This is a genomic window from Micromonospora sp. RHAY321 (assembly GCF_023896955.1).
Taxonomy (GTDB): Bacteria; Actinomycetota; Actinomycetes; order Mycobacteriales; family Micromonosporaceae; genus Micromonospora.
The window spans coordinates 296,733-323,025 of the sequence record NZ_JAMHIW010000004.1 but is presented as its reverse complement, the minus strand read 5'-3'; the positions used below and the strand labels follow the sequence as shown (position 1 = coordinate 323,025).

21 protein-coding genes are annotated in these 26,293 nt (G+C 74.6%); 16 read left to right on the top strand and 5 right to left on the bottom strand.

Annotated elements, in window-relative coordinates:
- Window positions 1-10 precede the first annotated feature (10 nt).
- From M8C17_RS12615 to M8C17_RS12600, 4 genes are all read left to right on the top strand, one after another.
- Window positions 11-595 (top strand): CinA family protein, encoded by a 585-nt coding sequence (locus tag M8C17_RS12615; protein ID WP_252416618.1) that lies wholly within the window; start codon window positions 11-13, stop codon window positions 593-595.
- A 153-nt stretch (window positions 596-748) separates the two neighbouring features.
- Complete coding sequence (locus tag M8C17_RS12610) at window positions 749-1,207, top strand: helix-turn-helix domain-containing protein (RefSeq protein WP_252416617.1); 459 nt, start codon at window positions 749-751, stop codon at window positions 1,205-1,207.
- A gap of 196 nt (window positions 1,208-1,403) precedes the next feature.
- Window positions 1,404-2,294, top strand: a complete 891-nt coding sequence (locus tag M8C17_RS12605) for a PspA/IM30 family protein (RefSeq protein WP_252416616.1) — start codon at window positions 1,404-1,406, stop codon at window positions 2,292-2,294.
- 23 nt (window positions 2,295-2,317) lie between these two features.
- Window positions 2,318-3,103, top strand: coding sequence for a hypothetical protein (locus tag M8C17_RS12600; RefSeq protein WP_252416615.1), 786 nt, complete (start codon window positions 2,318-2,320; stop codon window positions 3,101-3,103).
- A 33-nt stretch (window positions 3,104-3,136) separates the two neighbouring features.
- Here M8C17_RS12600 and M8C17_RS12595 read toward each other — a convergent pair whose 3' ends face one another.
- Both M8C17_RS12595 and M8C17_RS12590 read right to left on the bottom strand, forming a co-directional pair.
- Window positions 3,137-6,823: a hypothetical protein gene (locus tag M8C17_RS12595; protein ID WP_252416614.1), complete on the bottom strand. Its 3,687-nt coding sequence runs from the start codon at window positions 6,821-6,823 to the stop codon at window positions 3,137-3,139.
- A gap of 171 nt (window positions 6,824-6,994) precedes the next feature.
- A complete protein-coding gene (locus M8C17_RS12590) occupies window positions 6,995-7,840 on the bottom strand; it encodes a DNA-formamidopyrimidine glycosylase family protein (RefSeq protein WP_252416613.1) in 846 nt (281 codons plus the stop codon).
- Between the two features lie 109 nt (window positions 7,841-7,949).
- Between M8C17_RS12590 and M8C17_RS12585 the strand changes: the two genes are divergently transcribed.
- Window positions 7,950-9,209, top strand: a complete 1,260-nt coding sequence (locus M8C17_RS12585; protein WP_252416612.1) for a hypothetical protein — start codon at window positions 7,950-7,952, stop codon at window positions 9,207-9,209.
- A gap of 24 nt (window positions 9,210-9,233) precedes the next feature.
- On the opposite strand, the gene M8C17_RS12580 is transcribed toward M8C17_RS12585, so the two are convergent.
- Window positions 9,234-9,476, bottom strand: a complete 243-nt coding sequence (locus tag M8C17_RS12580) for a CPCC family cysteine-rich protein (protein WP_225854764.1) — start codon at window positions 9,474-9,476, stop codon at window positions 9,234-9,236.
- A 25-nt stretch (window positions 9,477-9,501) separates the two neighbouring features.
- A complete protein-coding gene (locus M8C17_RS12575) occupies window positions 9,502-10,302 on the bottom strand; it encodes an S-adenosyl-l-methionine hydroxide adenosyltransferase family protein (protein ID WP_252416611.1) in 801 nt (266 codons plus the stop codon).
- 194 nt (window positions 10,303-10,496) lie between these two features.
- Here M8C17_RS12575 and M8C17_RS12570 point away from each other — a divergent pair, with 194 nt between their 5' ends.
- Window positions 10,497-11,090 (top strand): hypothetical protein, encoded by a 594-nt coding sequence (locus M8C17_RS12570; protein WP_252416610.1) that lies wholly within the window; start codon window positions 10,497-10,499, stop codon window positions 11,088-11,090.
- A 15-nt stretch (window positions 11,091-11,105) separates the two neighbouring features.
- On the opposite strand, the gene M8C17_RS12565 is transcribed toward M8C17_RS12570, so the two are convergent.
- Window positions 11,106-15,767 carry an ATP-dependent helicase gene (locus M8C17_RS12565; protein WP_252416609.1) on the bottom strand — a complete coding sequence of 1,554 codons (4,662 nt, stop codon included), beginning with the start codon at window positions 15,765-15,767 and terminating at the stop codon, window positions 11,106-11,108.
- A 178-nt stretch (window positions 15,768-15,945) separates the two neighbouring features.
- Between M8C17_RS12565 and M8C17_RS12560 the strand changes: the two genes are divergently transcribed.
- From M8C17_RS12560 to M8C17_RS12515, 10 genes are all read left to right on the top strand, one after another.
- Window positions 15,946-16,332: a hypothetical protein gene (locus tag M8C17_RS12560; RefSeq protein WP_252416608.1), complete on the top strand. Its 387-nt coding sequence runs from the start codon at window positions 15,946-15,948 to the stop codon at window positions 16,330-16,332.
- 155 nt (window positions 16,333-16,487) lie between these two features.
- Window positions 16,488-19,322: a Na+/H+ antiporter subunit A gene (locus tag M8C17_RS12555; RefSeq protein WP_252416607.1), complete on the top strand. Its 2,835-nt coding sequence runs from the start codon at window positions 16,488-16,490 to the stop codon at window positions 19,320-19,322.
- A gap of 55 nt (window positions 19,323-19,377) precedes the next feature.
- Window positions 19,378-19,857: a Na(+)/H(+) antiporter subunit C gene (locus M8C17_RS12550; RefSeq protein ID WP_252416606.1), complete on the top strand. Its 480-nt coding sequence runs from the start codon at window positions 19,378-19,380 to the stop codon at window positions 19,855-19,857.
- 25 nt (window positions 19,858-19,882) lie between these two features.
- Window positions 19,883-21,388 carry a Na+/H+ antiporter subunit D gene (locus M8C17_RS12545; protein ID WP_252416605.1) on the top strand — a complete coding sequence of 502 codons (1,506 nt, stop codon included), beginning with the start codon at window positions 19,883-19,885 and terminating at the stop codon, window positions 21,386-21,388.
- Window positions 21,385-21,990 carry a Na+/H+ antiporter subunit E gene (locus M8C17_RS12540; RefSeq protein WP_252416604.1) on the top strand — a complete coding sequence of 202 codons (606 nt, stop codon included), beginning with the start codon at window positions 21,385-21,387 and terminating at the stop codon, window positions 21,988-21,990. Before M8C17_RS12545 ends, M8C17_RS12540 begins: the two co-directional genes overlap by 4 nt.
- A complete protein-coding gene (locus M8C17_RS12535) occupies window positions 21,987-22,250 on the top strand; it encodes a monovalent cation/H+ antiporter complex subunit F (protein WP_252416603.1) in 264 nt (87 codons plus the stop codon). The genes M8C17_RS12540 and M8C17_RS12535 overlap by 4 nt, the downstream gene beginning before the upstream one ends.
- Window positions 22,250-22,600 carry a monovalent cation/H(+) antiporter subunit G gene (gene mnhG, locus M8C17_RS12530; protein ID WP_252416783.1) on the top strand — a complete coding sequence of 117 codons (351 nt, stop codon included), beginning with the start codon at window positions 22,250-22,252 and terminating at the stop codon, window positions 22,598-22,600. Before M8C17_RS12535 ends, mnhG begins: the two co-directional genes overlap by 1 nt.
- A gap of 183 nt (window positions 22,601-22,783) precedes the next feature.
- Window positions 22,784-24,151, top strand: coding sequence for a hemolysin family protein (locus tag M8C17_RS12525; protein ID WP_252416602.1), 1,368 nt, complete (start codon window positions 22,784-22,786; stop codon window positions 24,149-24,151).
- Window positions 24,148-25,212 (top strand): hemolysin family protein, encoded by a 1,065-nt coding sequence (locus M8C17_RS12520; RefSeq protein WP_252416601.1) that lies wholly within the window; start codon window positions 24,148-24,150, stop codon window positions 25,210-25,212. The genes M8C17_RS12525 and M8C17_RS12520 overlap by 4 nt, the downstream gene beginning before the upstream one ends.
- Before the next feature lie 150 nt (window positions 25,213-25,362).
- Window positions 25,363-26,292 carry a sporulation protein gene (locus M8C17_RS12515; protein WP_252416600.1) on the top strand — a complete coding sequence of 310 codons (930 nt, stop codon included), beginning with the start codon at window positions 25,363-25,365 and terminating at the stop codon, window positions 26,290-26,292.
- The last annotated feature ends 1 nt before the right edge of the window (window position 26,293 follow it).

Below are 26,293 nucleotides of genomic sequence, written 5' to 3'. Positions count from 1 at the left end.
GGACGGGTTCATGCAGCGGGAATCGGGTAGCGAGCGGCCGGTGGGCAGCCCGGCCGCCGGCGTGGTGCACAGCCTGGCGCAGCGGCACGAGACCCTGGCCACGGTCGAGTCGCTCACCGGTGGACTGCTCGCCGCGTCGATCGTGGAGATCGCCGGGGTCAGCGGGGTCTACCAGGGTGGGTTGGTGGTCTACGCCACCGAGCTGAAGGCCGAACTGGCCGGAGTGCCGGCCGAGCTGCTGGACGAGCGGGGACCGGTCGATCCGGACGTCGCGGCGGCGCTCGCCGAAGGCGGCCGGCGGCGCTGCGACGCGGACTGGGGGCTGGCCACCACCGGGGTCGCCGGCCCCGAACCGCAGGACGGGAAGCCGGTCGGCCTGGTCTACGTCGCGGTCGCCGGGCCGAACGGCGGTGAGGTCCGGCAGCTCGACCTGGACGGTGGGCGGGACAACATCCGCTCCGCCGCGGTGGTCGAGGCGCTGCGGCTGCTCGCCGAGCGGATCCACGACGCCGATGCCGCCGCCGAGGCCGAGGTCGGCGCCACCGACGAAGCCGCCCGGGACGGGGCGGGGACGACCGCCGCCGGGCGGCGGTGAGCCGATGCGGGCGAACCGACGGGCGGGGCGGGATGTCGGCGCGGCCCGCACCGGGTACGGTTGCGGGAAGACTCCGGAGCCCGGGGCCGACGCGGTCCGCCGCGACCGGTTCCCCGGCCACCGGGTGAGAGGTATCCCTCAGGGGGAGGTGCGATGGTCCTGCTACGCCGGGTGATCGGTGACGCACTGCGGGCGCGCCGGCAGGGGCAGCAGCGCACGCTGCGCGAGGTGTCCACCGCCGCCAACGTCAGCCTCGGCTACCTCTCCGAGATCGAGCGGGGGCACAAGGAGCCGTCCAGCGAGCTGCTCGCCGCGATCTGCGACGCGCTCGGCGCCCGCCTGTCCGAGCTGCTGCGCGAGGTGAGCGACACCGTCGCGCTGGCCGAGCAGATGCCCGAGGTGCTCGTCCCCATGCAGGACGAGCAGGCCGAGAAGGCCCCCGTCGGGTCGGCGACCGCGGTGCGCAGGAGCACCAACCGGGGCGTACGCCAGGTCACCTCCGACGGCAAGGTCGCGGTCTCGGTCCGTCAGGAGTCGCCACTCAAGGCCACGCTGCGCAGCACGCGGGTCCGCCCCACCGAGCGCGACCGGGACGTGGTCTGCGCGGCCTGAGGCCGGCCTTCGTGCGGAGCATGGGCGAGGTGGCCCGAGCCGCGTAGGGTTGCCCGCAGGAGCTGCCGGTGCTGTCGACCGCCCGGTACGGATGCCGCGTTGGCGTTCGGCTGGGACGATGGAAACCGGCCGGGTCGCGGTCGGTCCGTTCGACCCGACCGCGGCGGAGCGACGCTACTGAGGGGATACCGCGGAGATGGCGAACCCGTTCGTCAAGGGCTGGAACTACCTGATGGCGCTCTTCGGTGCCAAGATCGACGAGCACGCCGACCCGAAGGTGCAGATCCAGCAGGCCATCGAGGATGCCCAGCGCCAGCACCAGGCGTTGGTCCAGCAGGCTGCCGCGGTGATCGGCAACCAGCGTCAGCTGGAGATGAAGCTGTCCCGGCAGATGACCGAGGTCGAGCGGCTGCAGGGCAACGCCCGGCAGGCCCTCGTGCTGGCCGACCAGGCCCGGGCGAAGGGTGACGAGGCCGAGGCCACGCGGTTCGAGCAGTCCGCGCAGACCCTGGCGACCCAGTTGGTCTCCGCCGAGCAGGCCACCGAGGACCTGAAGACCCTGCATGACCAGGCGCTGGGCGCCGCCGCGCAGGCCCGCCGTGCGGTCGAGAACAATTCGATGATCCTCCAGCAGAAGCTCGCCGAGCGCACCAAGCTGCTCAGCCAGCTGGAGCAGGCCAAGATGCAGGAGACGGTGGCCCGCTCGCTGGAGTCGATGTCGTCGCTGACCGCGCCGGGCACCACCCCCTCCCTGGACGAGGTGCGCGACCGCATCGAGCGGCGGTACGCCAACGCCATGGGCCGTGCGGAGCTGGCCGGCAACTCGGTCGAGGGCCGGATGATGGAGATCCAGAAGGCGACCATCGACTCGGCCGGGTCCGCCCGCCTGGAGCAGATCCGGTCGAGCATGGCCGGGGAGCAGCTCGGCGGTGCGGCGCAGCGACCGGCCGTGCCGCAGGCGGGTACGGCGGGCTCCACCGGCTCGGCCAGCCCGGCCAGCGACCCGGCCGCCGCCGCCCGCCTGGACGAGCTCCGGGCCAGCATGGCCCGCGAACGGGGCACCGGCGACCCGACCGCCGCCAGCTGAACGACCGGTCCGAGGAGGTCAGGGTGGCAGACGAGCGGACGCGATACTTCCGCCAGCTGGGTCGGCTACGCCGGTCCGCCCGGCGGTGGAGCGTGCTGGCCGGTGGGCTCGGCGGGGCGGCGGCGGTGCTGACCCCGTACGCCGGCCTCGGTCTGCCGGACGCGGCCTGGGCCGGCGCCGCGGGCAGCGCGGTGGCGCTGGCCGCCTGGCGTTGGATCGACCTGCGCGCGCTGGCCGCCCGCCCGGCGCCCCCGGTTTTGGACCCGGCCGAGGCGGCGGCCCGGTCGCGGGCACGCCTGGTCGCCGCCGTCGAGCGCCTGCCGGTCGGTCCGGGAGTGCTGGCGGAGGTGCGCCGGGTCCGCAGCCGGATCGCGCTGCGCGGCACCAGCGCCGGGCAGCAGTGGGCCCGCCTGGACCGGGCCGCGCTCACCCTGGCCGGGATGGCACCCCGGCTCACCGGGCTGGCCGAACCGGCGGTGCTGGAGGCGGCTGCTGCCGACCGGTCGCTGCGCGACCTGGCCGCCCGGGTGGCCAGCGTCGAACGGGCACTGCGGCTGGCCCCCACCGACGCCCGGGCGCCACTGGCCGAGGCGCACGGCACGCTGACCGCCCAACTGGAGAGCGGGGTCGCGGCCTACGAACGGCTCGTGGTCGCCGCGGCCGGTTACCTGGCCGAGGACGCCCGACCGGATACCGCCGACCCGGCCGCCGCCCGGCTCACCGAGGCCACCGACCTCCTGCACGGGGTGGCCTCGGCGCTGGCCGAGCTGCGCGCCGTCGGCACCCCGCTGCGCGCACCCACCCGCTGAGCGCAACCCGCCGGCGCCGCGCACCCCGGCCGGTCACGGTGGGGTGGTGACCGGGATGGGGCCGGTGTACGGGGAGCTGCCCACGACGTTGAACGACCGGATCCGGTAGTGGTAGGTCACGCCCCGGGCCAGCCCGGTGTTGGTGAAGCCGCGCCCGGTCACCGTGAAGGTCGCCACCTCCCGGCCGAACGCCGGGTCGAGCGCCCGCTGCACGATGAACCCCGACCCCGGGCCGGCGGGCGTGCTCGCCGCCCAGCCCAGGATCACCGTCGCGGTGTCCGGTGCCGGTGCGGTGGCGGTGGCGCTCACCCCGCTCGGGGTGGCCGGCGCGGGTGGGGTGCTCACCGCGGCCACCGTCGACCAGGCCGAGGCGGCACCCAGGTAGGTGGTCCGGACCCGGTAGTAGTACGTGGTGTCCGGGGCGACCGCGACGTCCAGGTGGTTGTCGCCGACCCCGATGGCGGTGGTGCCCGGGCCGCTGGTGAACGTCGGGTTGGTGGCCCGCTGCACGTCGATGCCGGTGGCGAAGGAACGGTTCGTCCAGCGCAGGGCCACCCGTAGCGGCGCGGCCGGCGGAATCGCCGCGATCAGCCCGCCCGGGGCGGCCAGGTGCACGGAGGCGGGCACACTGTTGGACCAGGAGGAGTAGCTGACGGCGTTCTCCGCCCGGATCCGGTAGTGGTAGGTGACCCCGGGGGTGACGGTCGCATCGGTGTACCGGGTGGCGGCAGCCGCGACGGTGATGGTGGTGACGTCGCCGCCGAAGGTCGCGTCGGTGGCCCGCTGCAACAGGTGACTGGTCGCCGGCGGTCGGCCGCCGTTACCGGTCCAGGCCAGCGCGATCGCGGGCAGCGCGGTGGCCGAGCCGGGCGCGGGCGTGGCGGTCAGCCCGGTCGGTGCCTTCGGCGCCACCCGCAGCACCAACGGCCGGTTCATCCCCAGGTCGCGGTGACCGGCGAGCTGGCTGTGCAGGCGGTACTCCCAGCCCAGGTTGACCAGCTGGTTCACCACCACCGCGGGTCGTCCGTCGGTCGGGCTGATCGGCGTCGACCCGGTTCGTGCCCCGGCCGGGCGGCCCGGGTCGAGCAACCGGACGCTGTCGCCCAGCTTGAACGGCAGCGTCGGTGCGACCGGGCGCAGCGCCACCACCACGTCCTCCCGGGGGTTGACCCGGACGATCTCCTTCCAGCCCAGCTCCGCGCCGTGCGGTGGCCGCAGCGTGCCGTCCCAGCCGACCCGGTTGACCAGCTGCACGTCGCAGCCGCCGAAGCGCAGCGGCTCGGTCTGCCGGACGTTGCCGATGATCCGCCACAGTTGGGTCCCGTCGGCCGGCGCACCGACCGGCACGGCCGGGTCGGCGGCGAAGAGAACCTCGGTGACCGGGTCGGTCGGCCCGAGCGGCAGAGTCGCCGGCCCGAGCGGCCCGGCGTGCGGATGCCCGACGCCGAGCCGGCCTGCCAGCCGGCCGTGGTCGGGTTCGAAGACCTGCTGCGCCGCCTTGACCGCGATCGGCAGGGTGACCGGGCCGGCGCCGCCCGCCGGGGTGAAGGTCACCGTGCCGGCGTGCACCGGCACGGCCGTCTCCCGCGCGGTCCGGGTGCCGAACGCCGGGTCGTACGCCGGCTGCGGCACGATCGGCGGGCGCTGGCTGGCCGCGTACGCCAGGGGCAGCCGGTCGCGCAGCCGGGCCAGGTCGTACGGCGGTGCGGGCGTTCCGGTCACCCGGAACTGGAGCAGGGTGCGGGTGTTCGGGCCGTACCCCGGCTCGGTGGGGGGCGGGCCGCCCTCGGCGGTCCGGTCCGGAGCGTCGGTGTGCTGGTCGTAGCGGAGGTCGAAGCCGGGCAGTGGGGCCGGGGCGTCGTTGTACAGGATCAGCGTGCTACCCGGCGGCACGGCGGAGAAGTCCACCAGCACGTCGGCCCGTTCACCCGGGGCGAGCAGCAGGGTGTGCCCGTCGACGTTCAGTACGGTGGGGTCGAGGCGGTCGTAGCGGTAGCCGATCGGCTGGTTCGGCAGCACCACCGGGGCGGGCAGCAACCCGGCCTCGTTGCCGATCTGGATGAGGTCCGGTCCGGCGGCGCGTGGGTCGGGCACGCCGCCGTCCCGCCCGTCGGTCGGCCAGCCCGCGGGCCGGTCCGCCGCCCGGACGGCAGGCACCATCGGCACCTCCCCGGCGTCGGCGTCGGCGAGAGCGCCGTCGTCGGTCCACATCGGGGCGTCGGAGCAGGCGCGGTAGAGCTGAAGGTTGAGGCTGCGGTCCAGGCAGGCGTTGAGGATCCGGAACCGGTACGCGCGCGGCCGCACCTCCAGGTACGGGTAGGCGGCGCCGTTGACCAGCGGAGTGTCGCCGTAGGCCTCGGGCACCGCGGACGGGTGCGGCACCCCGGGGCCGAGCGGCGGTTCGTCCGGCGCGCCGACCGGGTCGTGGTGCGGGTTCGGTACCGGGCCGGGTCCGCTCGCCGGCGGTCCGCCGGTGACGCCGTCCACCGTCGGCCAGCCGTCCACCGCGGGCCAGCCGTCGGTACGGGTGCCGTCCGGGGCCGAGTCGCGTGACCAGGGGCCGTAGTCCCACCGGCCGGTGGGGTTGCGCCCGCCGGACCGGTACGGGTTCTGTCGGGGCTGGTAGACGTGCGGATGCCAGAGGCTGCCCCGTGCGCCCCAGCGTTCCCGGTCCCAGGTCGGGTCCTCGGCGGCGAGCTGGGTGTCGTCCGGCACGAACGTCTTGTCCTCGATCACCAGCGGCAGTTGGTCGGCCGGCAGCACCCCGTCCGTGACGAGCTGGTCCTCCGCCGGGTCGGTGAGCAGGTAGAGCGCGAGCTGCCCGCCGTAGACCGTGAGCCGGGCCAGCCCGAGGGTGTTGTCGTGGAACCACAGCAGCCGCCCGCTCTGGTCGTTGGGGTAGTAGAGCGTGGTGGCGCCGGCGCCGGGTGGCGGCATGTCCGGCACGTGGGTCAGGCCGGGCCCCGTCGGGTACGGGGTGATCTCCCCGGCTGGGGTGATCCACTGCCCCGGGTTGCCGGCGCTGGTCCATCCGGTCTGCGCCCCGGCCAGGTGCAGCACCGCCCGGTTCTGCGGGTACGGCGCGGGACCGTCCAGCGGGCCGGTGCCGGCCCCCGGGACGGTGTCGTCGACCGGCAGGAACAGCTCGCCGGCCCGACCGGTGGGGAGCTGGTTGATGAACTTCACCCGGACCGGTCGGCCGCGGCGGGCGAGGATCATCGGGCCGAGGTGCCAGGGCCGCTCCGGAGGCGCCACCGTGTTGTGGCCCGACGCGTCGGTGCCCAGGTTGAGCTGGCGGTAGCCGCGCAGGCGGGTCGCCGGCAGGTCCCGGTGCAGCCGCTGGGCGTACTCCTGCAGACCGATCTCGTAGTAGTCGCAGCCCGGGTAGCTGATCGTGTCCGGCACCGCCACGGGCAGGTACCCGCCGAGGTCGGTGCGGTCCGGCTGGCCGGGGATCGGCAGCGCGTCGACGAACTTCCGCAGCCCGGTGCCGGGCACCACACGCCCGTCCGGGTCCCGGGCGGGGCGGGGGCTGTGCGCGAAGTTCGGCACCGGGCCGAAGCCGCGGGGCAGGACGGCCGGGTCCAGGCTGGCCGTCGGGGCGGCCTCCTCGGCGGCCCGCGCGGCGGGCACGGACGCCGCCCGCCCGTTGGCACGGCTGGTGCTGTCGCGGGTGGTCCGCTCGAAGAAGGTGGAGCGGAGTCTGCGGAACATCGCCATGGCTCTCCCCGGGGTCGGGGCACGAGGGTCGCCACCCCGACGTGGCGACCGACCGGGCCCGCACTCTGCTGACGATCGGTGAGCACTCAACCGCAGCATGCGACTCCGACGGCCGGTTAGGAATTACCCAATCGTCCGTATCTGGGATGACCTCGATCGACGAGAGGGTGGTCAGGTGGGCGCCGGGGCGTCCGGACGCTCCGGCTGGCACACCGGGCACCAGTAGGTGACCCGTTCGCCCAGCTCCTGCTTCCGGATGGCGGTGCCGCAGCGGCGGCAGGGCTGGGCGCGGCGGCCGTACACGTAGCTGGTCTGCCCGCGGTGCAGGGAACCGGTGGTGCTCTGCGTCCAGCGACCACGGTTGGCGGCGAGCAGTCGCTGCGCGAGGCTCACCATGCCGGGCAGGTCGGTCACCGCGCCCACCGGCGCCCACGGCGACACGCCCCGCAGGAAGAGCACCTCGCACTTGTAGAGGTTGCCCACCCCGGCCAGGTTGCGCTGGTCGAGCAGCGCCTCGCCGATGGTCTGGTCCGGGTGGGTGCCGAGCCGGCGGACCGCCTCGGCCGGGTCCCAGTCCGGGCCGAGCAGGTCGGGGCCGAGGTGACCGACCAGGCCGTCCTCCTCGGCGGTCGGCACCAGGGCCAGATCGTGCAGGTGGTAGCCGACCGCGACCGCGCCGGGGCTGCGCAGCACCACCCGGATCAGGTGCGCCGGCCGGCCACTCCAGCGTTCCCCCGGTGCGTACGCACGCCAGGCGCCGTCCATCCGCAGGTGCGAGTGCAACGTCCAGTGGACGCCGTCCGTCCCCGCGGCTCCGCGCGGTGCCGAACTCGCATTGGGGGCGGTGAGGCGGAGCAGCAGGTGCTTGCCCCGGCTGGCGGACTCGCGCACGGTCCATCCGGCGAGGTCGGTGGTCGCCAGTTGCGGCACCCGGAAGTCGCTGGCGGTGAGGCGTGCGCCGGCCAGCGCGCGGTGTAGCACGCGCGCGGTGTTCCAGACAGTGTCGCCTTCGGGCACCCGGCCATTCTCCCTCTTCAGAGCAGGATTCGCATGTGTCGCTATTTGTACACCAGTTCCTCATGATCTCCCGACATGCGAGGGTCAGGGGGTTCTGAGGAGAATGCCCATGACGCGACCGCGTTGTCGTACCCGATCCTTCGCCCTCGTCGCCACTCTCACCCTCGGGCTCACCGTCGCGCTCGTACCCGCCACCACCGCCGTTCCGCCGGCCACCGCCGGCCACCCTGTCACCCTCACCGCCGCACCAGCCGCCGAACGCTGGAGCGCCGACCTGTCCGTCGTCGACCGGGACGACGTCAACGTCCGGCGTACCGCCGCCGGCCTTCGGCTGCGCGAGGCCCGACCCACCGTGCGCAGCGCTCGCAGCCCGCACAGCGCGGTCGCCGAGGGGATGCTGCTGACCGCTCCGCGCACCCTCACCCGACCGGCCACCCGGGTCCGTGCCGAGATCACCGCCCAGGTCCCCGCCGGTGCCACCGTCGAGGCGCAGGTCCGCGGCTGGCGGGTCAACGGCTGGACCGAGTGGCGCGCAGCCACCGCCGGTGCCGTCTTCGACCGGCCGGTCAGCCGCGTGCAGACCCGGGTGGTGCTGACCGCACCCGCCGGTGGCGCCACCGCGACGTTACGGGGCGTCCAGCTCACGGCGGACGCGACCGCCGCCGTCTCCGCCGCCACACCGGGCCGCACCTACCGGGTGTACGCCACCCGGATCGGCCTGGTCGGCGAGGTGACCGCCAACGGCCGCACCGTGCAGCCGCGCGACCACTTCGTGGCGCTGCCGTCGCGCCGCGGCCTCGCGCCGCTCAACAGCGGCGACTACAGCGTGCGGGTCTGCACCACCACCGGCTCCCGCTGCGAGTACGCCCCCGTCTGGGACGTCGGCCCGTGGAACACCCGGGACGACTACTGGAACCCGTCAGCCGTGCGGGAGAACTGGAAGAACCTGCCGCAGGGCCGGCCCGAGGCGCAGGCCGCGTACCAGTCCGGCTACAACGGCGGGCGCGACCAGTTCGGCCGGACCGTGCTCAACCCCGCCGGCATCGACCTGGCCGACGGCACCTTCTGGGACGGACTGCAGCTGACCACCAACGCCTGGGTGGACGTGGCCTACCTGTGGACCGGCGGCGGGCCGCGCGGTGTGGTCGGCGACGGGCCGCTCAACATCCGCAGCGGCGCCAGCACGTCGTCCCCGATCCGTGGCCTGGCCGCCCGGTTCGCCAACGTGCCGATCCAGTGCTACGTCACCGGCCAGTCGGTCGCCGGCCCCTACCGCACCACCACCCGGTGGAACCGCCTGGCCAGCGGGCAGTACGTCAGCCACGCGTACATCTCCGCCGTCTACGGAGGTGCGGTGCCCGTCTGCTGACCCCGGACCCCCCGACGGGCGCCTTCAGGGGCGTTCGTCGGGGCGGGCGGGGCGCACCATGTCCTGGTAACGCGGGTGGCTGGCGCCGTAGACGGCGTAGTTGAGCCGCGCGTGCGACAGGCTCAGGTCGCCGTTGGGGCCACCCCGGACGGCGTCGGCGTCCGCGTCGGTCTGACCGTCGTCGGTCCAGAAGCAGACTGGGCACGTCCCGCCGCCGGTCCGGGAGGCGCAGCAGGGACAACCCACGGGAACCACGTGTTCACCCACCGGGGAAGCATTCCACAGTCGAATATCAGCCGGCGACCCGCAGGAGGTCGCCCGGGGCCACCCCGAGGAGGTCCGCCGCCCGCCCACCGTTGACCGCCACCGCGACCAGAGCGGCCGAGTCGACGTACACCACCAGGGAGCCGGCCGGGGCGTCGCCGAAGGTGCGTCCCCGCACCGCCGAGCGAGCCGGCGCCGGTGCCGGCGGGGACACCCGGACCGCCGCCGGAAGCGGGTCGAGCAGCTCGGCCGGAGCGGCCAGCTGGACGTTGCCGAAACCATCCACGGTCAGCACCTCGGCGGTAAAGCCCTCGCCGTCCCGGGCCACCACCGGCGGTGGCAGGCGGACCAACCCGGCCGGGTCGACCGGCGGGCCCGCCTCGGTCAGCGGCGCCCCGAGCGCCAGCCGGGCCGCCACCGGGGCGAAGACATCCCGGCCGTGGAAGGTCGCGGACACCCGCGTGGCCAGCCAGCGGGGCTCGGTCAGCTCGACCGCGGCGGTCACCCCGCCCAGCGCGTCGGCTGCGTCCGGCAGCAGCCCGTTGTCCGGGCCGACCAGCAGCCCGCCCGGGGTGGCCAGCGCGACACCCCGCCGGGCGGTGCCCACACCCGGGTCCACCACCGCCACGTGCACCCCCACCGGCAGGTACGGCACCGTCTGCGCCAGCACCGCGGCGCCCCGTCGAACGTCCGCCGGTGGCACCTGGTGGGTCACGTCGATGACCCGGGCGGCCGGCGCGATCCGGGCGATCACGCCATGACAGGCGGCCACGAATCCGTCGACGAGGCCGTAGTCGGTGGTCAGCGAGATCCAGGGCGTCACGGACATGTCCGCAGGCTAACCCTCAGCCGCCCGTGCGCAGCTCCAGGACCAGCTCGTCGTGCAGCGGGATCCCGAACCCCGCTCCGCCGGCCCGGAGCGTACCGGCCTCACCGGGTGGTCAGGTTGCTGGCGGATATGGGACAGGCGCAGTGGCCGACCGGCCACTCCCGCCTCCGGGCACCGTTGGGCAGACTGCCCTGGTGACACATCGGAGCCTGCCGGCCGTCGGGGTACTTCTGGTCGCCGTCGCTCTCACCGCCGGCTGCGGCGGTGACGACGCCGACCGGCCGGACGCCTCGTCGGCATCGTCCCTCTCCGCTACGGCGGCCAGCGGTCTGCCGACCCCGCCGATGCCCTCGCCGGCCGCGCCCAGCGCAGGCGGTGTCGCGCCCTCGTCGGCTCCGCCGGCCCCGCCGCCCCCCGCCCCGCAGGGGTCGACCGAGCGCCGGCAGGTCAGCCCGCCGCCGGTGGTGCTGCCCCAGCGCCCAGCTGGGGCGCCCGGTGCCAGGCAGGTGGTCGACGCGTTCGTCGCCGCCGGCCTGAAGGCCACCCACCCGAAGGACCGCTCGATCGACTGTGGACCGGACGGGCTCGGCCTGGGCTGCTCTGAGCTGATCGCCACCGACGCCGTCACGGTGTACGTGTTTCCCGACGAGACCAGCGCCGCTGACATCGCGCAGACGTGGAGCGGCCAGTCCTACCAGCACGGCGCGGTGGTGCTCAACTACCTGGAGGCGCGGACGCCGGCCGCCGACCGTCCCCGCTACGAGAAGGTTCTCGCCAACCTCCGCTGACCCGACCCGGGCGGATCAGCCGCGCAGGCGCAGGCCGCGGGGCGTGGCCCGGAAGCCGGCGGCGGTCAACGCGTCGCGCAACGTCGAGGAGTGCACCGCCTCGCCGTCGGCGCGCTCGACCGACATCGCGCCCAACGCTCCGGAGTGGACGGCGTCGGCGAGCGCCTTACCGGCCGCGGCGAGGGTGTCGGCGTCGTCGGTGAACGAGAGCAGCGTCCGGCCGCCGCGCTCCACATAGAGCACCAGATCGCCGCCGACCTGCACCACCAGGGCGCCCGCCTTGCGGCCGGCCCGGTGCCCGGTCGCCGGGACGGCCCCGTCGCCGGAGTCGACCACCCGTTCCGGCCACGGCAGCGCCGCGCCGTACGGGTTGGCCGGGTCGGTGGCCGCGAGCACCGTGGCCGGCCCGCCGCGACCCCGGCCGCCGTCGGCCGGCTCGGCCAGCGCGCGCAGCCGGTCGACCGCGCCGGGCACCGCGAACTGCGCCGCGCCCAACCCCTCCACGAAGTAGCCCCGGCGGGCCGCGCCGCGCTCCTCCAGCGCCGACAGCACCGGGTAGACCGCCGCGAACCCGCCGACCACCTGCTCGGCCATGACCGCGCCGCGGGTGACCACCCCGTGCCGCTCCAGGAGCACGTCGGCGAGGGCGGCGGCGCGTCGGGTCGGGTCGAGGTCCCGCTCCGGCAGCCGGGACCAGCGGCCGGCGACCGTCGGCGGACCGCCCCGGGTGGGCAATGCCACCCGGCCGGGCCGCCGGTAGCGGGTACGCGGCGCGGACGGCCGGGAGCGGTGCGCACCACCGGCGCCGAGCACCGCGCGCAGTGGGGCGAGGGTGTCGTTGGTGAGGTGACCGGCCCAGACCAGGTCCCAGATCACGGCGGTCAGCGCGGCGTCGTCGGTCGCGCCGACCCGGTCGGCCAGCGGACGGAAGAAGAGCGCCTGCCCGTCGCCGAGCGCGTCGAGGACCGCCTCGTGTAGCGGGGTCCGGGTCAGCGCCTCGTCGGGTGGCGGAAGCAGCAGCGGGGCGGAGTCCGCGTACGCCAGGGTGACCCAGCCGTCGCCGCCGGAGATCGCCCCCGACCCGGCCCAGACCACCTCCCCGCTGGCGCACAGCTCGTCGAGCTGGGCGGGGGAGTAGTCGGCGACCCGGCCGGGCAGCACCAACCGCTCCAGGGCGGACGCCGGCACCGCCGCGCCCTGCAACTGCTCCACCGTCGCGGCCAGCGCCTCCACGCCCCGGGCGGACGAGCCCACCTGCTGCCAGCGGGGCAGGAACGTGGCCAGCGCCCGGGGTGGCACCGGCTCGATCTCCCGGCGCAGCGCCGCGAGCGAGCGGCGACGCAGCAGACGCAGCACCTCCGCGTCGCACCACTGGGCGCCGGCCGAATCCGGGGTGAACTCCCCGGAGACGACCCGACCCGTGGCGCCGAGGCGGCGCAGCGCCTGCTCCACCACGAACACACCGAGCCCGAAGCGGGCCGCGCAACTCGCCGCCGCGAACGGCCCGTGGGTGCGGGCGTAGCGGGCCACCAGGTCGCCGAGCGGGTCCGCCACCGGGGCGAGGTACGCCTCGGCCACCCCGACCGGCAGTGCCACGCCGAGCGCGTCGCGCAGCCGGGCCGCGTCCTCGACGCCCACCCAGCGCTGCTCGCCGGCGATCCGGACCCGCAGCACCCGGCGGGCGGCCTCCAGCTCGGTCAGCCAGGTTTCCGGAGCGCCCCGCTCGGCCAGCTCGGCGGCGCTCAGGTCGCCGAGCACCCGCAGCAGCTCGACCACGTCCTCGGCGTCGCGCGGGCGGCGCTGCTCGGTCAGCCAGCGCAGTTGCCGTTCGGTCTCGGCGAGCACCGTCGGGTCGAGCAACTCGCGCAGGTCGACCCGGCCGAGCAGCTCGCCGAGCAGGGTCGAGTCCAGGGCGAGCGCCGCGGCGCGCCGTTCGGCCAGCGGCGCGTCGCCCTCGTAGAGGAACGCCCCGACGTAGCCGAAGAGCAGCGACCGGGCGAACGGGGACGGGGCGCTGGTCTCCACCTCGACCAGGCGGACCTTGCGGGCGGCCAGGTCGCGCATCAGACCGGCCAGCGCCGGTTGGTCGAAGACGTCCTGGAGGCACTCCCGGGCGGCCTCCAGGGTGACCGGGAAGTCGGCGTACTCGCGGGCGACGTCGAGCAGCTGCGCGGCGCGTTGCCGCTGCTGCCAGAGCGGCTGGCGGCGGCGCGGGTCGCGGCGGGGCAGCAGCAGCGACCGGGCGGCGCACTCGCGGAACCGGGCGGCGAAGAGCGCGGAGGTGCCGACCGACTCCTCCACGAGCTGGGCGATCTCGTCGGGCTCGAAGACCACCACGTCGGCGCCGGGTGGCTCGTCGGCGGTGTCGGGCAGCCGGATCACGATGCCGTCGTCGGAGGGCATCACCTGGGCGTCCACCCCGTAGCGCTCGGCCAGCCGGCGGCCCACGGCGAGGGCCCACGGCCCGTTGACCCGCGCGCCGAGGACGCTGTGCACGGCCAGCCGCCAGTCGCCCAGCTCGTCGCGGAACCGTTCGACCACGATCGTCCGGTCGTCGGGCAGCGAGCGGGTGGCCTCCCGCTGCTCGCGCAGGTACGCCATCAGGTTGGCGGCGGCCCAGTCGTCCAGCCCGCCGGCGCGCAACGCGGCCAGCGCCGCCTCGTCGGTCTGTCGCAGCAGCGTGCGCACCCGCGCGCCGATGGCGCGGCCCAGCTCGACGGGCCGGCCCAGCTGGTCGCCCTTCCAGAACGGCATGCGGGCCGCCTGCCCGGGGGCCGGCGAGACCAGCACCCGGTCGGGGGTGATCTCCTCGATCCGCCAGGAGGAGGAGCCGAGGAGGAAGACGTCGCCGACCCGCGACTCGTAGACCATCTCCTCGTCCAGCTCGCCGACGCGGGCGGCGCGTTCGGCGCCGGCCAGGAAGACGCCGAACAGGCCCCGGTCGGGGATGGTGCCGCCGCTGGTGACCGCGAGCCGCTGCGCGCCGGGGCGGCCGGTGAGGACGTCGGTCGCCCGGTCCCAGACCAGCCGGGGGCGCAGCTCGGCGAAGGCGGTGGAGGGGTAGCGGCCGGAGAGCATGTCGAGGACGGCGTGCAGCGCGGAGTCGGGCAGCTCGGCGAAGGGTGCGGCCCGGCGGACCAGCACGGCCAGGTCGCCGACGCGCCACGGCTCCAGCGCCACCATCGCCACGATCTGCTGGGCCAGCACGTCCAGCGGGTTGCGCGGGTAGTGCAGCTCCTCGATCGCGCCGTCGGTCATCCGCTCGGCGACGACCGCGCAGGAGAGCAGGTCGCCGCGGTGCTTGGGGAAGACCACCCCACGGGAGACGGCGCCCACCTGGTGCCCGGCCCGGCCGACCCGTTGCAGGCCGGCGGCCACGCTCGGCGGGGCCTCGATCTGCACGACCAGGTCGACGGCGCCCATGTCGATGCCCAGCTCCAGGCTGGAGGTCGCCACCACCGCCGGGAGCTGGCCGGACTTGAGCGCCTCTTCGATGTGCTTGCGCTCCTCACGGGAGACGCTGCCGTGGTGCGCGCGGGCGATGACCGGCGTCGCGCCGGCGGCCGCACCGGACTGCGCCATCACCTCGGCCGGTGGCCGGTTGCGGACCGGCCCGGCCGGGCCACCCCACCGCTGCGCGTCGGCCGCCGGGTCGTCGGCCGGCGACCACCCGTCCGGTACGCCCACCGCCCGGCCGTCCGGCGCCGTGGCCTGGGCGGCGGCCACCTCCTCGGCGGCCAGCTCGTTGAGCCGGGCGCAGAGCCGTTCGGCGCTGCGCCGGGAGTTGGTGAAGACGATGGTGGAGCGGTGCGCCCCGATCAGCGAGAAGACCCTCTCCTCCACGGCCGGCCAGATCGAGGCGCGACGCGGCCCGGGACCCCCGAGGTCGTCCTCCGGCGGCTGCTCCTGCTCGTCCAGGCGCGTCATGTCCTCCACGGGGACCTGCACGCTGACCTCGATGGTCTTGGGCGTGGCCGGCTGCACGACGTCGACCGGCCGGGCGCCGCCGAGGAAGCGGGCGCAGGCGTCGATCGGCCGGACGGTGGCGGAGAGGCCGATCCGCTGCGCCGGGGCGGGTAGCAGCTCGTCGAGACGTTCCAGCGAGAGGGCGAGGTGGGCGCCGCGTTTGCTGCCGGCCACCGCGTGCACCTCGTCGACGATCACCGTCTCGACGCCGCGCAGGGAATCCCGGGCGGCGGAGGTGAGCAGCAGGAACAGCGACTCGGGCGTGGTGATGAGGATGTCGGGTGGGGTGCGGGCGAAGGCTCGTCGTTCGTCGGCCGGGGTGTCGCCGGTGCGCATCCCGACGGTGATGTCGGGCGGGGCGACGCCGAGCCGCGTCGCGGCCTGCCGGATGCCGGCCAACGGGGCACGCAGGTTGCGCTCCACGTCGACGGCGAGCGCCTTGAGTGGGCTGACGTAGAGCACCCGGCACCGCTGTCGGGCCTCGGCCGGGGCCGGCTCACGGGCCAGCCGGTCCAGTGACCAGAGGAAGGCGGCGAGCGTCTTGCCGGAGCCGGTGGGCGCGACCACGAGGGCGTTGCGGCCGGCGGCGACCGATCGCCACGCGCCGACCTGGGCGGGCGTGGGAGCGGCGAAGGCCGCGTCGAACCAGGCGCGGGTGGCCGGGCCGAACCCGGCGAGCACCGCGCCGGTGTCTGCGTCCGCGCCGGTCACCGGTCCATCGTGCCCCGCTGGTACGACAACCACGAACGACCCACGACGGAATGTGTCCGAGTGAAAGGGAAATGAACCGGATGCGCGCTTAATGCGTTAAGTCTCACTTAACTGCTTGCTTGTGAGGAGCAACATAAAGTAACTTCACTCGCAACGCGAACCGGGGTGGAGGGGTCGGATGACCGGCGAGCAGCGCAACGTCGAACCCGGCACCGATGTGCTGATCCGCAAGGTCGACAGTCATCTCGCCACACTCCGCGGCGGCCTGCACGGCCCCGAGCTGGAGCTCGCCGAACGCCTCGCCCGCTGCCTCCGCGAACTGGTCGTCTCGACCGCCCAGGCCAGTGCCGCCGACCGGGGTCAGGTCCGCGTCGCCGTCCACTACTTCGTGCTGCGTCGCGAGAGCCGTGGCCGGCTGCTCTCGGTGCGGTCGCTGGCCGCCGCGGAACGGGTGGTCGACAAGGTCGCGCGTCAGCTCGGTCGCGTCGACCTGCTCGCCGAGCTGGCCCGGGGTCGCCCCGCCGGCGACGACGCGGTGCCCGTCGGGGACGCCCTGCTGCGCTGACGGCCCGCACCTGGCCCGCCGCCGGCGTCTCGACCGACCGACGCCCCCCGGTGGCCGAATTCCGGCAAAACGGCCCGGCGCGCGACGAACTGGCGTCTGATCGCTGCTAGGCGCCACCGCTGTACGGGCGTCGGCCACCTCGATCGGGAGCGCGGGTGCTGGTACTGCTCATCCTCCACGTCGTGGCGGCACTCTCCGCGCCGCTGCTCGTCCGGCGGTGGGGGCCGCGCGCGTGCTACCCGCTGGCGCTGGCCCCGGCCGCCGCGTTCTGCTGGGCGGTCGTCCGCACCCCGGCCGTCGGCCACGGCGGGGCGGTGGTCGAGACGTACCCGTGGATCGGGCAGCTGGGCCTCGACATCGCCCTGCGGCTCACCACGCTGTCCTGGCTGATGACCCTGCTGATCGGAGGCGTCGGCGCACTCGTGCTGGTCTACAGCGCCCGCTACTTCGCCCACGACTCGACCGGGCTGGCACGGTTGGCCGCGGTCCTGGTCGCCTTCGCCGGCGCGATGCTCGTGCTGGTCCTCGCCGACGACCTGCTGCTGCTCTACGTCGGCTGGGAGCTGACCACAATCTTCTCCTACCTGCTGATCGGGCACAGCACCGAGAGGCGCTCCAGCCGGTGGGCGGCCGCGCAGGCGCTGACCGTCACCACGCTGGGCGGGCTGGCCATGCTGGTCGGGTTCATCATGCTGGGCGAGCACGCCGGCAGCTACCGCTGGTCGGAGATCTCGGCGCGGCCGCTGCCCGGCGGCGGGTACCTGATCACCGCGGTGCTGCTCATCCTGGCCGGCGCCCTGTCCAAGTCGGCGGTGCTGCCGTTCAGCTCCTGGCTGCCGGTCGCGATGGCCGCACCCACCCCGGTCAGCGCGTACCTGCACGCCGCCGCCATGGTCAAGGCCGGCGTCTACCTGGTCGGGCTGCTCGCGCCGGCGCTCGCCACGGTCGGCCCGTGGCGGCCCGTGGTGCAGGTCGCCGGCGTGGCCACCATGCTGCTCGGGGGCTGGGCCGCGCTGCGGCAGACCGACCTGAAGATGCTGCTGGCGTACGGAACGGTCAGCCAGCTCGGTCTGCTGGTCACGGTGACCGGCTCGGGCACCCCGGACGCGGCCCTGGCCGGCACCGCGATGCTGCTGGCGCACGCGCTGTTCAAGGCGGCGCTGTTCCTGGTCGTCGGCGTCATCGACCACGGCGCCGGCACCCGCGACCTGCGCGAGCTGTCCGGGCTGAGGCACTGGTCCCGGCCGCTGTTCGTGGTCGCGGTGCTGGCCGCGGCGTCGATGGCCGGCGTGCCGCCGCTGGTCGGGTTCGTGGCCAAGGAGGCCGTGTTCGCCGCGTTCACCGACCGGCCGGTGGTCCTCGCCGGTCTGGTTGCCGGGACGGTGCTTACCGTCGCGTACAGCCTCCGCTTCCTCTGGGGCGCGTTCGCCGACCGGCCGGGCGTGGAGCCGGTCCAGGCGGGTCGGATCGCCCGGTCGCTGCTGATCCCCCCGGCCGTGCTGGCCGGTGTCGGGTTGCTCGCCGGCCCGGCCGCCGGCCAGCTGGAGGGCCTGCTGCGCCCGTACGCCGAACTGCTCGGCGGGGTCCACGCGCACCTGGCGCTCTGGTCCGGGCCGACCCCGGCGCTCGGCCTGTCCGTGCTGGCGCTCGCCGGCGGCGGCCTGCTCTTCGCTCTGCGCGGGCCGCTCGCCCCGGCGCTGGCCCGGCTCCGCTCACCGGTCACCGGCAACCAGGGGTACGAGTGGATCGTGGGCCGGTTCGACCGGCTGGCCATCGAGGTGACCGGTGCGACCCAGCGTGGCGCCCTGCCGCAGTATCTGGGCATCATCCTGGTCACGCTGGTGCTGCTGCCCGGTGGGGCGATGCTCGCCGCCGGCCCGTGGCGGGCCCGGATTCCGCTGTGGGACACCCCGCTGCAACCGGTGGTCGTGGTGGTGATCGCGGTGGCGGCGGTCCTGGCGGTCGGCGCCCGCCGCCGGTTGACGGCGATGCTGCTGGTGGGGATGACCGGCTACGGCACCGCCATGCTGTTCGTGCTGCACGGAGCGCCCGACCTCGCGCTCACGCAGTTCCTGGTGGAGACCGCGACCATCGCGGTCTTCGTGCTGGTGCTGCGCCGCCTGCCGGACCGGTTCTCGGCCCGCCCGCTGCGGCGCAGCCGGTGGGCCCGCCGGGCGATCGGGGTGGCGGTGGGCGTGGTGGCCGCCGGGCTCGCCCTCGTCGCGGCCGGCGCCCGCCGGGCACCGGACATCTCCACCGCCTTTCCGGACCTGTCGGTGGCCCAGGGGTACGGCCGCAACGTGGTCAACGTGACCCTGGTCGACATCCGGGCGTGGGACACCATGGGGGAGCTGTCGGTGCTGGTGGTGGCCGCGACCGGGGTGGCCAGTCTGATCTTCGAGCGCTCCCGGACCGGCCCGCGGCCGCGCCGACCGGAGTCGGACAGCCGGGTCAACCGCACGGACCGGCCGGTCTGGCTGCGCGGCGGGCCGACCCTCTACGAGGAACGCCGCTCGATCGTGCTGGAGGTGGTCATCCGGCTCATCTTCCACACCGTGGTGCTGTTCTCGCTGTTCCTGCTCTTCGCCGGGCACAACGCGCCGGGCGGCGGCTTCGCCGGCGGGCTGGTGGCGGGTCTCGCCCTGGTGGTCCGCTACCTGGCCGGCGGCCGGTACGAGCTGACCGAGGCGGCTCCGGTCGGCGCCGGTCCGATCCTCGGCGCCGGGCTGGCCGTGTCGGTGGGCACCGGCGTGGTGGCGCTGCTGCTCGGCGGCTCGGTGCTGGAGAGCGCCAAGCTCGACCGGTCCCTACCCCTGGTCGGCGACGCCCACCTGGTCACCTCGCTCTTCTTCGACATCGGCGTCTACCTGGTCGTGATCGGGCTGGTGCTGGACATCCTGCGCAGTCTGGGAGCCGAGGTGGACCGGCACATCGAGGCGAGCGGCACCGCCATCGGCGGACTCGCCGTCGACAAGGGGGACCGGCCGTGAGCGCGAGGAGTGAGCCGGTTCTGCGAGCCCCGCAGTCGCGAACAGAGGTGGAACCGTGACCAGCGGCGGCGCGGGGCCGACTCTGGTGCTGGTGCTCGCCGTCGCGGTGCTGGTCGGCTGCGGGGTGGTCCTGCTGCTGGAACGCAGCCTGACCCGGATCCTGCTCGGCGTGATCCTGCTCGGCAACGGGGTCAACCTGCTGATCCTGCTGGGCGGCCGGTCGGGTGGGGCGCCGATCGTCGGCACCGGCCCGGTGGACCGGATGAGTGATCCGCTGTCGCAGGCCATGGTGCTGACCGCCATCGTCATCACCTTCGGGTTCACCGCGTTCCTGCTGGCCGTGGCGTACCGCAGCTGGTATCTCACCGGCGACGACGAGGTGCCCGACGACCCGGAGGACCGGCAGATCGTCCGCCAGGCGGTGCGCAACGAGGTGGACGCCGTCGACGTCGGCGGAGAGGGCCCGAACGGCGATCCGGAGCAGGTCGACCCCGAGCCCGCCCGGCGTCGGTTGCGGCGCGGGGAGGAGGCGTGATGAGCGGGTCGTCGCGGGCGACGCGATGAGCCGGCTGCTGCCGCTGCCGGTGGTGGTGCCGCTGCTCGGCGCGGCACTGACCCTGCTGCTGGCCACCCGGCCCCGGCTCCAGCGTGCGGTCAGCGTGCTCTGCCTCGGCAGCACCCTCGCCGTGGCGGTGCTGCTGCTGGTGCAGGCGTACCGGCACGGGCCGGTGGTGCTGGCGGTCGGTGCCTGGCCGGCGCCGGTCGGCATCGTCCTGATCGCCGACCAGCTCGCCGCGCTGATGCTGGTGGTCTCCTCGGCGGTCACCCTCTGCGTGCTGCTGTACTCGATCGGTCAGGGCCGCAGCGAGACCGGCGAGACGACGCCGGTGGTCATCTTCCACCCGACGTACCTGGTGCTCACCGCCGGCGTCACCAACGCGTTCCTCGCCGGTGACCTGTTCAACCTCTTCGTCGGCTTCGAGATCCTGCTGGCGGCCAGCTTCGTGCTGATCACCCTGGGCGGCACCGAGACCCGGATCCGGACCGGCTCGACGTACGTGGTGGTCAGCATCCTGTCCTCGATGATCTTCCTGGCCGCGGTGGGTCTGGTGTACGCGGCCACCGGCACGCTCAACCTGGCCCAGCTCGCCCAGCGCCTCGACGACCTGCCGGACGGCGTACGGCTGACCCTGGAGCTGATGCTGCTGCTCGCCTTCGCGATCAAGGCGGCGGTCTTCCCGCTGTCGGCCTGGCTGCCGGACAGCTACCCGACCGCGCCGGCCCCGGTCACGGCGGTGTTCGCGGGGTTGCTCACGAAGGTGGGCGTCTACGCGATCATCCGTACGGAGACGCTGCTCTTCCCGGGCGGCCGGGTGGACGGGCTGCTCATGGTCGTCGCCGGGCTGACCATGATCGTCGGCATCCTCGGTGCGGTGGCCCAGTCGGACATGAAGCGGCTCTTCTCGTTCACCCTGGTCAGCCACATCGGTTACATGATCTTCGGGGTGGCGCTGAGCACCGCCGCCGGGCTTTCCGGCGCGATCTTCTACGTGGTGCACCACATCACCATCCAGACCACGCTGTTCCTGGTCGCCGGGCTGGTCGAGGAGCGGGCCGGCAGCACCGACCTGCGACGCCTCGGCGGGCTGGCCCGGGTGGCGCCGCTGCTCGGCGTGCTGTTCTTCGTCCCGGCGATGAACCTCGCCGGGGTGCCGCCGTTCTCCGGGTTCCTCGGCAAGCTCGGCCTGCTCCAGGCCGGCGCGGCGGCCGGCGGTCCGCTGCCCTGGGCGCTCGTCGCGGCCGGCGCGCTGACCAGCCTGCTCACCCTCTACGTGGCGTCGCGGGTGTGGAACATCGCCTTCTGGCGGTCGCCCCGGCTGGCCACCGCCGAGCCGGCCGTCCGGCTGCCCGCGCTGATGGTCGGTGCCACCGTGGGCCTGGTCGCGTTCGGGGTGGCGCTGACCGTGCTGGCCGGCCCGATCTTCAACGTCACCGCCGACGCGGCCGCCGACCTGCTCTCGCGTACGCCGTACGTGCGGGCCGTGCTGCCGGGTGGCCCACCGTGACCGGGTCGCGTGGCACGGCTCCGGCGGTCGCCGAGCCGCCCCCGCGCCGCCGGTTCGGGCGCTGGCGGGACCAGGCGCTGGCACTCGGCTGGCTGGTGGTGGTCTGGAACCTGCTCTGGGGCGAGATCAACTGGGCGAACCTGGTCGGCGGCCTGCTGGTGGGCGGTGCGGTGCTGGTGTTCTTCCCGTTGCCGGCGGTCACCTTCGGCGGCCGGCTGCGCCCCTGGGCGCTGCTGGTGTTCGCCGGCAGCTTCGCCGTCGAGCTGGTCACCGCGAGCCTGCACGTCGCCCGGATCGCCGTACAGCCCGGCTGCCGGCCACGCGGGGCGATCATCGCGGTGCGGCTACGGGTGCCCACCGACCTGAACCTGGCACTCACCGCCGAGGCGGTCTCGCTGGTGCCCGGCACGCTGATCCTGGAGATCGACCGGGAGTCCGGGACGCTCTACCTGCACGTGCTGGACACCCGCGGGCCGGCGGATCTGACCCTCGCCCGCGTCCGCACCCTCGACGTCGAACGGCGGGTCGTCCGCGCGGTGGGCTCCGCCGCCGAGCTGCGCCGCGTCCAACCCGATCCCGCCGAGAGGGGAACACCACCGTGACCACGTTCCTGGCCGCTGTCCTCACCGCCCTGCTGTCGGTGACCGCGCTGCTCGCCCTGACCCGGCTCTACCGGGGGCCGTCACTGCTGGACCGGGTGATCGCCGCGGACATGCTGCTCGCCACGATGGTCGCCGCGGTGGGCGCCGAGGCGGCGGTCAACCGGCACGCCACCACGCTGCCCGTGCTGGTGGTGCTCTCCCTGCTCGGCTTCGTCGGCACGGTGTCGCTGGTCCGTTTCGCCGTCCGGGAGCCGTCGTGATCGGGACCATCGCGGACTGGCTCGGCGCCGGTTGCCTGGTGGCCGGCGCGCTGCTCGGCCTGGCCGCCGCGATCGGCGTGCTGCGCTTTCCCGACGTGCTGTCCCGGATGCACGCGGCCACCAAGCCGCAGGTCCTCGGGGTGCTCCTGCTGCTGCTCGGTATCGCGCTGCGGCTGCGGTCCCCCACGGACATCGGCATGATCCTGCTGGTGGCGGTCTTCCAGTTGGCCACCGCACCGGTTGCCGCACAGATGATCGGTCGCGCCGCGTACCGGTCCGGCCGGATGGACCGGAGTCTGCTCGACGCGGACGAGCTGGCCGAACGTGAACCGGGTGGCGGGCCGGCGTGAAGTTCGGGCGGTGGCGAGTCAACCGGACGATCAGGTGCCTTCGGCCCACCCCCAGCGGAGTCCCAGCCAGCGCCGATAAAATAGCGGCATGATCGACTCGTCTGCCCAGGAGGGCAGCAGTAGCCAGCCGGGTCGTGCCCGGCATCTTCCCGCCCCGACGACCCCGGGAGCCCTGAGCGACCCGTGTTGATCGTCGTTGGCCTCCTTCTGATCATCGTGCTCACCGCTGCCACCGGTTACTTCGTGGCACAGGAGTTCGGCTACGTCGCCGTGGACCGGGGCAGGCTACGCCAGCTCGCCGATGACGGCGACCAGGCCGCCGCACGGGCCCTGACCGTCACCAGCCGGCTCTCCTTCGTGCTCTCCGGCGCGCAACTCGGCATCACCGTCACCGCGCTGCTCGTCGGGTACGTCGCCGAGCCGTACCTCGGCGGCGGCCTCGCCGACCTGCTCGGCGTGGCCGGCGTCGGCGAGTCGGTCAGCCTGCCGCTGTCGGTGGGGCTGGCCCTGGTCATCGCGACCGTCGTGCAGATGGTCCTCGGTGAGCTGGCCCCGAAGAACCTGGCCATCGCGCGGGCCGAGCCGCTGGCCCGGGCGCTGAGCCGGTCCACGCTGATCTACCTGACCGTCGCCGGGCCGGTGATCCGGCTCTTCGACCGGGCGTCGGTGCGGCTGCTCCGCCGGATCGGCATCGAGCCGATCGAGGAACTGCCCAGCGGCGCCACCCCTGCCGACCTGGAACAGATCATCGCCGAGTCCCGCGAGGAGGGCAGCCTGGACGCCGAGATGTCCACGCTGCTCGACCGGGGTCTGGATTTCCGTGAGCTGACCGCGGGCGAGGCCATGGTGCCCCGGGTCGACGTGCACACCGTACGGGCACACGAGCCGGTGAGCCGGGTGGTCGAGCTGCTGGACACCGGCCACTCCCGCTTCCCCGTGCGCGGTGCGGAGGGCGTCGACGATCTCATCGGCATCGTCGGCATCGCCGACGTGCTCGGCGTACCGCCGGAGAAGCGCGCCACCACCCCGGTGAGCGCGGTGGCCGGGCCGCCGCTGCTCGTGCCGGAGACGTTGCCCCTGCCCACGGTGCTGGACCGGCTGCGCTCCGGGCACCGGCAGATGGCCTGCGTGGTCGACGAGTACGGCGGCTTCGCCGGCGTGATCACGCTGGAGGACATCGCCGAGGAACTGGTCGGCCCGATCCGGGACGAGGACGACCCGCCGGAGCGGGCGCCCGCACGGCAGGACGACGGGTCCTGGGTGGTGCCGGCCCGCTGGCGGATCGACGAGGTCGCCGACAGCACCGGCATCGCGCTGCCCGAGGCACCCGAGTACGACACCCTCTCCGGGTTGGTCATGCGGGAGCTGGGCCGGGTGCCGGAGGTCGGCGACCGGCTGGAGATCAGCCTGCTGCGCGAGGGCGCCGACGCCGAGGACGGCGAGGCGGAGCCCCGGGCGCTGGTCGAGGTGCTCGCCGTGGACCGGCACGTGGCCGACTCCGTCCGGTTGCAGCTGACCGAGCCGGGTGCGCGCAGCGAGGTGTCCGCATGAGCCCCGGCATCGCGCTGTTCAGCTCGGCGGTCCTGCTGGCGCTGAACGGGTTCTTCGTGGCCGCCGAGTTCGCTCTGGTGGCCAGCAAGCGCTACCGCCTGGAGCAGGCGGCAGCCACCGGCGGTCGGGCGGCGCGGGCCGCGCTGGACGGCGTCCGCGAGCTGTCCCTGATGCTGGCCGGCGCGCAGCTCGGCATCACGCTGTGCACCCTGGGGCTCGGCGCGCTGGCCGAGCCGGCGATCGAGCACCTGCTCAGCCCGCTGCTGCACGCGGTGGGGCTGCCGGACGCCGCCAGCCACGCGGTCGCGCTGATCCTCGCCCTCGGTGTGGTCACCTTCCTGCACCTGGTGGTGGGGGAGATGGCGCCGAAGTCGTGGGCGATCACCGACGCGGAGCGCTCGGCGACGCTGCTCGCGCTGCCGTTCCGCGCCTTCGCCCGGGTGGCCCGGCCGGTGCTGTCCGCGCTGAACGCGCTGGCCAACGCGATCCTGCGGCTGTTCGGCGTGAACCAGCAGGACCAGCTGGCCCAGGTGCACGGCCCGGACGAGCTGCGGATCCTGCTGGAGCAGTCCCGCGAGCACGGGCTGCTCGGTGCCGAGCAGCACCAACTGCTCACCAGCATGCTGGAGTTGCAGGGCACGTCGGTGGCGCAGGTGATGGAGCCGTTCTCCACCATGGTCACCGTTCGCCGGGACGACCCGGCGGAGCGGATCGAGCACGTCAGCCGGGACAGCGGCCGATCCCGGCTGGCGGTGCTGGACGCGGCGGGCGACGTCTGCGGCCTAGTGCACGTCCGGGAGGCCGTGCGGGTGGTCACCACGGGCCGCACCGCCACCGCCGGTGACCTGATGACGTCGGCGTTCACGCTGCCCGCGACGTCCTCGGTCACCGAAGCGGTGGCCGCGATGCGGGCCCGACAGTCCCAGCTCGCGCTGGTGCGCAACGGGGGCGGCCCGGCCCGGCCGATCGGTTTCGTGGCGCTGGAGGACCTGTTGGAGGAGGTCATCGGCGAGTTCGACGACGAGACCGACACGGTGCCGCGCGGCCGCCGCATGAGATGAATCGGAGGGGTGGTCCTTCTTCGCGGAAGTTGAGGTGGCCTGGCGCGGGGTCGGCGAGAGTTGAGGTGGTCTCGTCGGGGTTGGGGTGGCCGCGCGCGGAGTCGGCGACGGGTTGAGGTGCTGTGAGCGGGGCCGGGCGGAGGGGGCGCGGTGCGGCTGACGGGGGTGTCGAGGGAGTCCGGCTGGACCGGGCTGTCCGTGCAGACCACCCTGGCCAACCCGAGCACCCGCCCGGGCCTGCGCCTGCCGGGGCGGGTGACGCTGGCGGCCGGGCCGGACGACGTGCTGGTACGGCACATCCGGCTCGGCCTGGTCACCACGGTCGAGCCGGATGACCCGTCCGCCGCCCGACGCCTCGTGCAGTTCTGTCAGGTGCCGATCGCCGGCCGGTTCGTCGTACCGGCCGGTCGCCGGCGGGCGGTCGACTTCGCGATGCCCCTGCCGTGGGAGACCCCGGTGACGACCTTCGGTGGGGTGCCGCTGCTGAGCCTGCGGATGGGGCTGCGGACCGAGGTGTCCGTCGATCCCGAGCTGGATCAGGGCGCCATGGTGCCGGTCTTCGTGCACCCCGTCCCCACCCAGCAGTACGTGCTGGCGGCGCTGGACACGCTGGGTTTCGAGATCCGCCAGGCCGGCCTGCAGGAGGGCGGGCTGCCGGGGGTGGAGTTCACCCTGCCGCTGCACCAGCGGTGGGGCTACTGGGTGGGGCCGCTCTACGCGGGCCCGATCACCGAACTGGAGGTGATCTTCGTGACCACCTCGGCCGGTCTGGAGGTGATCCTCTGGATGGACCGTCGGCTGGCGCTGGCCGGGATCACCCACCAGAGCATCAGCCGGTTCCGGGTCTGGCACGCCGACGCCGACCGGCGGGACTGGGTCGCGACCGTGGACGGCTGGCTGCGCCACGCCATCAACCGGCACGCCGCCGCGGCCGCGCATGCCGACTGGTCCGCGCAGGTCAGCGAGTCCGCCCATGTCAGCCGCCATCCCGACGAGCCGGTCCGGCCCGGCTTCGGGCTGGGCGGCACCGCCGGCGGTGCCGGCGTCGGTGGTGGCGGTGGTGGCGGTGACGGCACCTGAG